Here is a 12,171-nt window from a genome sequence, read left to right on the forward strand (position 1 = left end):
TTTTTATACATATTCAGCTACCTTTTTGAATATCGTTATACGGATTTCGAAAGGGTGGGTGAGTAACTTGTTATTATATGAAAAAGTGCATGAAGAAATAGCGAGAAGAACAACTGCACTTCAAACAATGCAACGGCAAGATGGTACGTGGCAGTTTTGTTTTGAAGGAGCGCCACTAACAGATTGTCATATGATTTTTTTATTAAAATTATTAGGTAGAGATAAAGAGATAGAACCGTTTGTAAAAAGATTAGCATCACTTCAAACAAATGAAGGAACATGGAAATTGTATGAAGATGAAATGGGTGGTAATTTATCTGCTACAATTCAATCTTATGCTGCCTTACTTGCATCGGAAAAATATACAAAAGAAGATGCGAATATGAAGCGAGCGGAAATGTTTATAAATGAGCGCGGTGGGGTAGCGCGTGCTCATTTTATGACGAAGTTTTTATTAGCGATTCATGGAGAATATGAATATCCTTCTCTCTTTCATTTGCCAACACCAATTATGTTTCTGCAGAATGATTCCCCTCTCAGTATTTTTGAACTGAGTAGCTCAGCACGTATTCATTTAATTCCGATGATGTTGTGTTTAAATAAAAGATTTCGAGTAGGGAAAAAGTTATTGCCAAATTTAAATCACATTGCAGGCGGGGGCGGAGAATGGTTTCGGGAGGATCGGTCTCCAGTTTTTCAAACGTTAGTAAGTGACGTGAAGAAAATTATAACGTATCCACTTTCTTTGCATCATAAAGGATATGAGGAAGTAGAACGTTTTATGAAAGAGCGTATTGATGAAAATGGAACATTATATAGCTACGCAACTGCCTCGTTTTATATGATTTATGCTTTACTTGCATTAGGACATTCTATTCAATCACCAATTATTCAAAAAGCTATAACGGGAATCACATCTTATATATGGAAGATGGAGAGAGGGAGCCATTTGCAAAACTCTCCATCAACTGTATGGGATACAGCTTTACTCAGTTATGCTTTGCAAGAAGCTCAAGTTCCGAAAGCAAGTAAAGTGATTCACAATGCATCAGCATATTTACTAAGAAAACAGCAAACGAAGAAAGTAGATTGGAGTGTACATGCACCGGATCTCTTCCCAGGTGGTTGGGGTTTTTCGGATGTGAATACGACGATTCCAGATATTGATGATACAACTGCTGCGTTAAGAGCATTGGCGCGAAGTAGAGGGAACGAAAATGTAGACACTGCTTGGAAGCGAGCGGTTAATTGGGTTAAAGGATTGCAAAATAATGATGGTGGTTGGGGGGCTTTTGAAAAAGGGGTAACGAGCCGTATATTAGCAAATTTACCAATCGAAAATGCAAGTGATATGATTACAGATCCTTCTACACCAGATATTACAGGAAGAGTATTAGAATTTTTCGGAACGTATACGCAAAATGAATTGCCCGAGAAACAAAAACAAAGTGCGATAAATTGGTTAATGAATGTACAAGAGGAAAATGGATCGTGGTATGGGAAATGGGGAATTTGTTATATATATGGTACGTGGGCAGTGTTGACTGGTTTACGGTCACTAGGAATACCATCTAGCGATCCATCAGTGAAACGAGCAGCTTTATGGCTTGAACATATACAGCATGAAGATGGTGGCTGGGGAGAATCTTGCCAAAGTAGTGTGGAAAAAAGATTTGTTACTTTGCCATTTAGTACACCATCCCAAACAGCATGGGCGTTAGATGCCCTCATTTCTTACTATGATAAAGAAACGCCAGTTATTCGAAAAGGTATTTCATATTTGCTCTCCAACTCTTATATAAATGAAAAATATCCTACTGGAACAGGTTTACCAGGTGGGTTTTATATTCGTTATCATAGTTATGCTCATATATATCCGTTGCTTACTTTGGCTCATTATGCAAAAAAATATAGAAAATAAACCGAGAGATGTCTCTCGGTTTATTTTGTTGGGTAGTAGGTCCCTTTTGAAAAGAATAAGGTTGTGATGTACCTTATTTTTCGGTTGATTGGCGCTTTTGACGTGCATCAGCGGCATTTGCACGTGCGTTTGCTTCTAAGTCATTGTGGTCAGCGAGTTCGCGAGAGAACTCAACATCAATGCCATCCGTTGCTTTGCTTTGTTTGAAATTCTTTTTGTTCATTCGACACAATCTCCTTGCGTTTATGCGACGTTGCAAAGTTAGTTTGACACAAATAGACTTTTTTATACAAAGAGGAATTGGAAAGCAAGGAGCCGAAATATACAGTATAAGTAATAGAAATGGGGGGATAGGAATGGAGTTTTTAAATGGGAAAACAGCTGTTGTAACAGGAGCTGCACAGGGAATTGGAAAAGAGATTGCAAGGGTTTATGCAAAACTAGGGGCGAAAGTATTAATTAGCGATGTAAATGAAGAGAATCTACAAAAAACGACACATGAGTTATCAGATGAAGGATATGAAGTGTGCTCATATCGATGTGATGTGAGTAATCAAAATGAAGCAAAGTCGTTAATTGAATATGCGGTTCAAAAATTTGGTACGTTACATATTTTGGTGAATAATGCTGGAATTACAAGAGACGCAATGTTACATAAAATGGAGAAGTCTGCCTGGGAACAAGTATTACAAGTGAATTTAACTGGAGTTTTTTATTGTATGCAACCCGCGCTTCTTTACATGAGACAACAAGGGTATGGACGCATTATTAATATATCTTCAATTAGTAGAGAAGGAAACATAGGTCAAGCAAATTATGCGGCTACAAAGGCAGGAGTTGTAGGATTAACGAAAACAGCAGCGAAAGAAGTTGGAAGTTTCGGTATTACTTGTAATGCGATTTGTCCGGGGTTTATGGATACAGATATGACCAAAACGATACCAGATAAAGTGAAAGAAAAGATGGTTGGCGCTATTCCAGTTGGTAGAATTGGAACGCCAGAAGATATTGCGAACGCAGCAGCCTTTTTAGCATCAGAATACGCATCTTATATTACAGGTGAAGTATTAAATGTGAGCGGAGGACTGCAAGTTTAAAGGAATACATAATGAAAAGAACCTGACCAGGTAGGTCAGGTTCTTTCTCATTAATTTAAGTTAAGCCAAACGCTCTTTACTTCTGTATAGTTATTTAATGCGTAAGATCCCATTTCACGGCCAAGACCAGATTGTTTAAATCCTCCAAATGGAGATGCTGCATCAAAGACGTTATAACAGTTTACCCATACTGTACCTGCACGTACTTTACTTGCAACATAGTGTGCTGTTTTAACATTTTCTGTCCACACACCAGCCGCTAAGCCGAATTGTGATTTATTTGCACGTTCAATTACTTCGTCAATATCGTTAAACGGTATTGCAGAAATAACTGGACCGAAAATTTCTTCTTTTGCGATCGTCATTTCATCATTTACGTCAGCGAATACTGTAGGAGAAACGAAGTAGCCTTGATCGAATGGATTACTTCCTCCGCAAAGTACTTCAGCGCCTTCTTCAATCCCTTTTTCAATGTAGCCCATTACACGTTTTTGTTGTTCTTCGGAAACGAGAGGGCCAATTGTTGTTTCAGGGTTAAGACCGACACCTTGATTTAGTTTTTTAGAATAGAGGACGAGATCAGCCATGACATTATCATACATTTTCTTCGGAACAAATAAGCGTGATCCAGCAGAGCATACTTGTCCTTGGTTAAACATAACACCAGAAAGTGCACCAGGAATCGCGCGAGATAAATCAGCATCTGGCAATATGATATTTGGTGATTTACCGCCTAATTCAAGTGTAACGCGTTTTAATGTTTCGGATGCTTGTCGCATAATTTGTTTACCGACAGGAGTAGAACCGGTAAATGCAATTTTGTCAACGAGTGGATGATTAACGAGAGCTTGTCCAGCTGATTCACCGAATCCAGGTACGATATTAATAACACCTTTCGGGAATCCAGCTTCTTCAATTAATTCAGCTAAGTATAGAGCAGATAGTGGAGTTTGTTCTGCAGGTTTTAAAACGATTGTACATCCTGTAGCAAGCGCTGCTCCCATTTTCCACATTGCCATAAGGAGCGGGAAGTTCCAAGGGATAATTTGACCAACGACACCAACAGCTTCATGGCGTGTATAGTTAAAGTAATCACCGGAAACAGGAATTGTTTGACCAACGATTTTCGTAGCCCAACCAGCGTAATAGCGCATATGCTCAATTGCAAGTGGTATGTCTGCTGCCATTGTTTCACGGATTGGCTTTCCGTTATCTAATGTTTCGAGCTGTGCAAGCTCTTCTTTATGTTCTTCCATTAAATCAGCTAACTTGTACATAAGACGGCTTCGCTCAGCGGTGCTCATACGAGACCAAGGACCTTCGTCAAAAGCCATACGAGCTGCGACTACAGCTTTATGAATATCTTCGCGACCAGCTTCAGAAACGACGGCAAGAGTTTCACCAGTTGCTGGGTTAGGTGTTTTAAATGTTTTACCGGAAGCGCTTTCGATGAAAGATCCATTCACATATAACTTTTTTGTACCTTGAAGAAATTTCTCTACCTTTTCATGAAGATTTACAGCTAGTTGACTCATTGTATAACCCCCTTGAAAATATAATGTAAACGCAGTACGAGACGGCGCTTATTCCGAAATCAAGGATGTGGAAACTAGATGGAAAGCCTCTAATTAAAATCATAATTAAGAAATACTGAAAATTCAAATTTCATTTGTGTTACAATTGTAAAAAATATGTAATGTAAGAGAAGCTTCTATATGATTATAAAAAATCCTGCTTGTTTTTGCTTTCTAGTAGGAAAAACTAGAAGAACAATGGTACAATAATACATCGTGAGAGGAGGGGTAAAAATGAAAGATTATCATGATGATCCACGCTTTCGAATAGCCCATAGAGAAGCGTTAATTGGTCTTGGACTTGCTATTATTAATTTTATAATATGGTACGGATTTGCTTATGGGCTTGGTAGTAAAAATCCGAATGAATATACATATGTATTAGGTTTTCCCGCATGGTTTTTTTATAGCTGTATCGTTGGATTTATCGTTATGGTTATTTTACTTAGTTTAGTTGTTCGTTTTGTATTTCAAGATATTTCACTCGATGAGGAAGAAAAAAGTGAGGAATAATAGATGAATTGGTATGTAATCATTCCAATGATAATTTCGTTTATCGTTGTATTTTTAATTGGTGTATATGCTTCAAGACGTGTGCAAGCAACTGCTCATAATAAATTTTTACAAGAATATTTTCTTGGTGGGCGTGAGCTAGGCGGTTTATTATTAGCGATGACAATGATTGCTACGTACGGTAGTGCAAGTAGCTTTATTGGTGGCCCTGGTATTGCTTACAATATGGGGCTTGGATGGGTACTGTTATCTGCGATTCAAGTTGTAACAGGCTATATCGTTTTAACGGTTATCGGTAAAAAGTTTGCAATTATCGCTAGGAAGATGGAAGCAATTACTCTTATCGATTATTTAAAAGGGAGATACAATAATAAAGCAGTTGTTATACTTTCTGCGTTATGTATTATTATCTTTTTATTTTCAGCGACAGTAGCCCAGTGGGTCGGTGGTGGACGATTAATCGAGTCACTAACGGGTCTATCGTATACAACAGCACTATTTTTATTTACTTTTTCTGTACTTGTGTACGTATTAATTGGTGGATTTCGTGCAGTTGCTCTATCAGATACATTATTAGGAATCATTATGTTAGTTGGAACGACAATCATTTTAATTGCTACTGTCATTGCTGGTGGTGGAATTGAAAAGATTATGCAGGAACTTGTTCAAATTAATCCAAAGTTAATTACACCATTCGGAGCAGATGGCAGTTTAACGAAATCATATGTTACATCATTTTGGATTTTAATTGGAATTGGCGTTGTCGGCTTACCGCAAATTAGCGTGCGTGCCATGTCTTATAAAAATTCAAAAGCGATGCATCAAGCTTTAATAATTGGAACCGTTGTCGTTGGCACAATTATGATCGGTATGCATTTAACTGGTGTATTTGCAAGAGTAGTACTTCCAGGTATAACGGTACCAGATAAAGTAATGCCGCTACTTGCGATGGAAGTGTTACCTCCTTGGTTAGCTGGAGTTTTCTTAGCTGCACCGATGGCAGCGATTATGTCTACAGTAAACTCTTTATTATTACTTGTAAGCTCGTCAATTATTAAAGATATATACGTAAATTACATAAATAAAGATGCAGCAGACAGTACGATAAAAAAAGGAAGTTTATGGATTACTGGTATTGTAGGACTACTCGTTTATGCAGCGGCGATTAAACCACCAGATTTTTTAATATGGCTAAATTTATTTTCTTTCGGTGGATTAGAAGCAGCATTCATTTGGCCAATCGTATTAGGGTTATATTGGAGGAAAGGAAATGCTACAGGAGCGCTTGCGTCTATTTTAGTTGGGGTAGGCTCATATATGTGTATTCATCTTTTCTATCCAAATCCGTTCGGTATACATACAGTTGTCTTCCCGATTTGTTTTGCGTTTATCGCTTATGTTATTGGAAGTATGAGTGCTGTAAAAAAAACAGTATAGGTTAGCTGAAGAACGTAGTCCTTATAAGACTGCGTTTTTTCTTATGAATTTGTTCTTTTTTTATTCTGTATATCCACGGTTATTCATAAATTAATAACAACTGAGGGGATGGAGTTGAGGTCGATGAAAAAAGTGTTATTTTTAGGAGACCCAGGAATTGATGACTCTTTAGCAATTATGTATGGATTGTTGCATCCTGATATTGATATTGTTGGTGTAGTAACGGGATATGGAAATGTAACACAAGAAAAGGCGACAAGTAATGCCGCATATTTATTGCAAATGGCAGGACGGGAAGATATACCTGTTATTAATGGTGCGAAAATTCCTTTATCCGGAGATATTACGACGTATTATCCAGAAATTCATGGGACAGACGGTTTAGGGCCAATTAAACCTCCAAAAACTTTTTCACCAAATATAAAGCCTTTTTGTACATTTTTTGATCTTCTTGAAAAATATAAAGGAGAATTAATAATAGTCGATGCTGGTAGATCAACAACATTAGCGACAGCATTTATTTTAGAAAAGCCGATGATGAAGTATGTGAAAGAATATTATATAATGGGCGGTGCTTTCTTAATGCCTGGCAATGTAACACCAGTCGCAGAGGCGAATTTTCATGGTGATCCCATTGCGTCACAATTAGTTATGCAAAATGCCAAAAATGTGACATTAGTGCCACTTAACGTTACATCTGAAGCAATTATTACACCGGAAATGGTAAAATATATTACGAAACACTCTAAAACGAGTTTTAATAAGTTAATCGAGCCGATATTTACGTATTATTATAAAGCATATAAAAAGTTAAACCCGAAAATAACAGGTAGTCCAGTACATGACGTCGTTACAATGATGGTTGCGGCAAATCCATCCATTTTAGATTATGTATATCGTCGTGTCGATGTAGATACAGTTGGAATTGCAAAAGGAGAGAGTATTGCTGATTTTCGGCCTCAACCTGATGCAAAAGCATTAAAAAATTGGGTGCGAATTGGTTGGTCGTTACATTATAAAAAGTTTCTTGAGGATTTTGTGAAATTTATGACGTAGACATAATAGGAGCATACAAGTTAAAATAATGGAGATGGTTATTTAAATGACCATCTCCATTATTTTGTTTTTAAATGATAAATAGAGAAGAGTTACACAATAGGAGAGGAATTTTACTTGAAAAAAACTATAGTATGCGCAGTAATTGTGGGTATTTTTGTTTTGCTAATATCGGGTAACTTTTTAGTGAAAAAAGTGTGGAGTTCAAATAATGATGATGCACAGTATATTGCATCTTTTATTGAAGAACATAAAGATGAAAAAAATAGTGCGCTTCTAGTAAAGAGAAATGATAAAGTTGTTTATTCTGTAAACCCAAATGTTGTATTGCCAGTTGCTAGTACGATGAAATTAATTGTGGCGCTTGAATATACGAAACAAGTTACTGAAGGGAAAATTGATTCTTCTAGTTTCGTGTCGATTAATGATGTGAATCGTTATTATGTGCCGAATACAGATGGTGGTGCACAAGATAGATGGCAAAAGTATTTGGAGAAGACGGGCAAGATAACTGAAGGAGCGGTTTCTTTAGAAGAAGTGGCAAAAGGAATGGTTAAGTTTAGTTCGAATGCAAATGCTGAATACTTAATGGAATTGTTAGGATTAGATAACATCAATCGAAATTTACAAAGTTTATCACTTCCTGCACATCAACCACTATTTCCAATCGTTTCATCTTTGTATATCCCGGGATATTTGCATAAAGAATTACATGTTCCAAAATATAAAATAGAGAAAAAGTTAAAAGAAATGTCTCAAGAGCAATATCGTGAATATGCGATGATTATTCATGAACGCTTAAAGAAGAAGGGACCATTATTACAGAAGGAAATTCCGCTTTATTTAGAGGAACGTTACGACAAAATTTGGTCAGATAGATTACCAGCAGCTTCTGCAAATGATTATATGGTATTACTTCAAAAGGCAAACCATAAAGGTGGCTTGACAGAGGCTGAAGAAAAAGTGTGGGCAAATATCGTTGAAACAGACATGAGTGCCAAGAAATACCGTAAAACATTCAGACATGCGGGGCAAAAGAATGGTTACACACCATGGACGGTTACAAAAGCAGTTTACGCTATGGATAAACGTGGAAACTGTACGGAGATTGTGTTTTTGGCGAATAATTTAAATGAAGACGATAGTGCAGAAATACGGAAACATTTAGCAAACTTACATTTCCAAGTGTTGCAAAGTGATAAGTATGATGCGACTTTTATTAAATAAACTCGGTGCAGAGAGCACCGAGTTTATTTTTATGTACAAGCACTTTTTTTCTATCTCTGGGTATGATGGGTAGTAATACTTAGGTGAGAGGGGAAAAGGTGATGAAACAAAGTAAAGAAGAGTTTATAAAGAGTGAAGGCGCTGATTTCCCTGGGAAAACATATGTGGATTGTGTATTACAACATGTATTTCATTTTCAAAGAAATTACTTATTGAAAGATATGTTTCAAGTGCATAAAGCACATATTACGATGCTGACGGAAGAAAATTTAATGAAAAAGGAAGAAGCTAAAGTTATATTACACGCATTAAAAAAGGTAGAGGGAATTCCAGAAGAGCAATTGCTCTATACAGAGCAGCATGAAGATCTCTTTTTTTTAGTCGAACATTTAATTTCTCAAGAAGCGAAATGCGATTTTGTAAGTAATATGCATATTGGTAGAAGTAGAAATGATATGGGCGTAACGATGTATCGCATGAGTTTAAGGCGATATGTATTACGATTAATAGAACATCATTTGTTATTGCAAGAAAGTGTACTGCAACTTGCCGTTGATCATAAGGAAACGATCATGCCAGCTTATACACATACACAACCAGCACAGCCAACAACATTTGGTCATTATACGTTAGCAATTTATGATACGATGCAAAGAGATTTAGAACGAATGAAAAAAACGTACCAGCTTTTAAATCAGTCTCCAATGGGGGCAGCTGCACTCTCTACAACAAGTTTCCCGATTAAACGAGAACGAGTTGCTCATCTACTTGGATTTACAAATGTAATTGAGAACTCATATGATGCTGTTGCTGGAGCGGATTATTTATTAGAAGTTAGCTCGCTACTTATGGTAATGATGACGAATACGAGTAGATGGATTCATGACTTTTTGTTGTTAGCAACGAAAGAATATGACGGTATTACTGTTGCAAAGCCATATGTACAAATCAGTAGTATTATGCCGCAAAAACGAAATCCGGTTTCAATTGAACACGCTCGTGCAATTACGAGTAGTGCTTTAGGAGAAGCATTTACAGTATTTCAAATGATTCATAATACACCATTTGGTGATATTGTCGATACGGAAGATGACTTGCAGCCATATTTATATAAAGGGATTGAAAAGGCAATTCGTGTTTTTTGTATGATGAATGCAGTGATCCGAACGATGAAAGTAGAAGAAGAAACGTTAAAAAGTCGTTCCTATAAACATGCAATAACGATAACGGATTTCGCCGATGTTTTAACAAAAAACTATGAAATTCCATTTCGGCATGCTCATCATGCAGCAAGTGCTATTGCAAATATGTTATTGGAGCAGAAAAAAGAACTACATGAATTACACTTCAAAGAGGTAAATATGTACTTGCAAGAACATTTTAAAATAAATTTATTAGAAAAAGAGTGGAAAGAAATTATATCGCCAGAAGCTTTTATTCAAAAAAGAAATGTATACGGTGGACCGAGTAAAAAAGAAATGAATCGTATGATTAAAAATCGACAAGAGTCATTTCGAAAAAAAGAAGATGTATTTGAAAAGGAAAAACAGAGAATTTTACAAGCTGAAAATGCTTTGAATACATTAGCTTTGAATATTATTGAATCGTAAAAGAGGGATTTAATGAATTAATCGCCAATACTTAATTAAAATATAAATAGAGAGAAGAGATTGTCGATGATTCAATTACATGTATATGAAGAGATTTTTCATTTTAAAGAAGATGTTACACCATTTCTAGAAAAGAATGAGCAGGAAAACAATCTCATATTAGGTGTATTACAAATGGTCCAACAACCAACATTTATGGGGATAGCGAAACAAGGAGAAGAAATTGCGGTTGTATTTCTGCAAACAGAAGAGAAGAAACAAATCATTGTTGCAACTTCTGAAATTGCGGGAGTAACTATTGAGGAACTTGCAAAAGAATTAACGAAAGTATATCCGGATATTCCTGGATTGATCGGTAATAAGAAAATTGTACAGAAATTAGCGGAAGAGATTGCAGTATTAGAAAATAAAAAAACGCATGTTGCAATGGAGCAAGGTGTGTATAAGTTGAACAGAGTAAAGAAGAAGTGTAATGCGAATGGACTTTTTCGAGCGGTAAATAATGATGAATTACCATTAATAGAACAGTGGATATATCAATTTTGTGAAGACGTAAAGCTTCCTACTACGAAAGAAGAAGCAAAACAAACTGCGTATACATTAATAACTACAAATCGACTGTTTGGTTTGGAAGTGGATGGGAAACTCGTTTCTGTAGCTGCAAAAACGAGACCAACTAAAAATAATATAACAGTTAATTTTGTATATACGCCGAAAGAAGCAAGGAAAAAGGGATACGCATCTAAGTGTGTAGCAGCACTTAGTCAACGTATGTTAGATGAAGGGTACAAGACGACTACGTTATATACTGATTTAGCGAATCCGATATCGAATAAAATTTATCAAGAAATTGGTTATGAGAAAATTGCGGAGTCTGTGCTTATATTTTTAGAGAAGTAAAACAAAAAGGTGTGCGATTTTAGCACACCTTTTTGTTATTCATCAATTCTAATAATCTCGCCTTGAGGGAAGTCCTCAGTTTCTAGTAAGTTACGAATAGCTTTCGCAACATATTCAGGTGATAATAGTTTTCCTTCTTCTTTTAATGCAATGAAGCGGTCCAAGTTTATGAAATCTTCTTTATTTGTTTCACGAATTTGTGATTGCATATTAGTATCAACAACGCCAGGTGCAAAAGCGACGATTTTTACTGGATATTCTTTTTCTGCTTCTTCAGTTGCTACGCACTGTGTAAACATATTTACACCAGCTTTCGTTGTACAATAAGCGCCCCAGCCAAAGTAAGGATTTTTTCCTGCACCAGATGAAATGTTAATAACGCGTTTATCTACTTTCCAGTCTTTCGTATGTTTCATAAATGTAGATGTAAGAATCATAGGTGCAAGTAAATTAATGTGAACGTTCGTAATGAATTGTTCGCTTTCAGCTTTTTCGATTGGCTTCATAGGTGCAACTGTACCCGCATTATTAATTAAATGAATAGAGGATACATTGTCTTTTTTAATAGATGAAATGATCTCTTTAAAGTTAGTTTCTAAGTTATGTACATCTTGAAGATCTAGGGAATGAAAAATGCAATTGCTGTTATATTGCTCTGCAAGTTTCGTAAGCTCTTTATTTTCTCTTCTAGAAATAGAGATGACAGTTGTATTTTTTTCTAATAATTGCGTAGCGATTGCCTCACCTAAACCTTGTGAAGTTCCTGTTATGATAACGTAGCGCATAGTTTTATAAACCCCTCTCATATGTGCGGAATTTTGTTGGACAACGTACAT

Annotated in this window: 11 protein-coding genes; 8 read left to right on the top strand and 3 right to left on the bottom strand. The window is 36.2% G+C overall.

All coding sequences use genetic code 11. The annotated features are described in order from the left end of the window. Positions 1-67 precede the first annotated feature (67 nt). Complete coding sequence (locus tag HMAS_RS06765; protein ID WP_025708955.1) at positions 68-1,921, top strand: prenyltransferase/squalene oxidase repeat-containing protein; 1,854 nt, start codon at positions 68-70, stop codon at positions 1,919-1,921. Positions 1,922-1,994: 73 nt separating this feature from the next. Here the strand turns inward: HMAS_RS06765 and HMAS_RS06770 are convergent, their stop codons facing one another. Beyond that, the gene (locus HMAS_RS06770) at positions 1,995-2,144 is read right to left on the bottom strand and encodes a YfhD family protein (protein WP_001035815.1); all 150 of its coding nucleotides are present in this window, start codon (positions 2,142-2,144) and stop codon (positions 1,995-1,997) included. 133 nt (positions 2,145-2,277) lie between these two features. Between HMAS_RS06770 and fabG the strand changes: the two genes are divergently transcribed. Beyond that, on the top strand, positions 2,278-3,018 hold the full coding sequence (gene fabG, locus HMAS_RS06775) for a 3-oxoacyl-ACP reductase FabG (protein ID WP_025708953.1): 741 nt from the start codon (positions 2,278-2,280) through the stop codon (positions 3,016-3,018). 50 nt (positions 3,019-3,068) lie between these two features. Here fabG and dhaS read toward each other — a convergent pair whose 3' ends face one another. Further along, on the bottom strand, positions 3,069-4,553 hold the full coding sequence (dhaS, locus tag HMAS_RS06780) for an aldehyde dehydrogenase DhaS (RefSeq protein ID WP_000080281.1): 1,485 nt from the start codon (positions 4,551-4,553) through the stop codon (positions 3,069-3,071). A 273-nt stretch (positions 4,554-4,826) separates the two neighbouring features. On the opposite strand from dhaS, the gene HMAS_RS06785 reads away from it, so the two are divergent. The 6 genes from HMAS_RS06785 (at position 4,827) to HMAS_RS06810 (ending at position 11,335) form a co-directional block, all read left to right on the top strand. After that, the gene (locus tag HMAS_RS06785) at positions 4,827-5,105 is read left to right on the top strand and encodes a YhdT family protein (protein WP_000656239.1); all 279 of its coding nucleotides are present in this window, start codon (positions 4,827-4,829) and stop codon (positions 5,103-5,105) included. A gap of 3 nt (positions 5,106-5,108) precedes the next feature. After that, positions 5,109-6,542, top strand: coding sequence for a sodium/pantothenate symporter (gene panF, locus HMAS_RS06790; protein ID WP_001104820.1), 1,434 nt, complete (start codon positions 5,109-5,111; stop codon positions 6,540-6,542). Between the two features lie 123 nt (positions 6,543-6,665). Then, positions 6,666-7,598: a nucleoside hydrolase gene (locus HMAS_RS06795; protein ID WP_000756457.1), complete on the top strand. Its 933-nt coding sequence runs from the start codon at positions 6,666-6,668 to the stop codon at positions 7,596-7,598. 117 nt (positions 7,599-7,715) lie between these two features. Then, on the top strand, positions 7,716-8,825 hold the full coding sequence (locus HMAS_RS06800) for a serine hydrolase (protein WP_000751366.1): 1,110 nt from the start codon (positions 7,716-7,718) through the stop codon (positions 8,823-8,825). A gap of 101 nt (positions 8,826-8,926) precedes the next feature. Next, complete coding sequence (argH, locus tag HMAS_RS06805) at positions 8,927-10,435, top strand: argininosuccinate lyase (RefSeq protein ID WP_116344731.1); 1,509 nt, start codon at positions 8,927-8,929, stop codon at positions 10,433-10,435. A gap of 66 nt (positions 10,436-10,501) precedes the next feature. Continuing rightward, on the top strand, positions 10,502-11,335 hold the full coding sequence (locus HMAS_RS06810; protein ID WP_044306926.1) for a GNAT family N-acetyltransferase: 834 nt from the start codon (positions 10,502-10,504) through the stop codon (positions 11,333-11,335). Between the two features lie 35 nt (positions 11,336-11,370). Here the strand turns inward: HMAS_RS06810 and HMAS_RS06815 are convergent, their stop codons facing one another. Beyond that, positions 11,371-12,120, bottom strand: a complete 750-nt coding sequence (locus HMAS_RS06815; protein ID WP_001271056.1) for a (S)-benzoin forming benzil reductase — start codon at positions 12,118-12,120, stop codon at positions 11,371-11,373. Positions 12,121-12,171: the final 51 nt, after the last annotated feature.

It is taken from the genome of Bacillus sp. HMA207 (assembly GCF_003402455.1).
Lineage (GTDB): Bacteria > Bacillota > Bacilli > Bacillales > Bacillaceae_G > Bacillus_A > Bacillus_A cereus.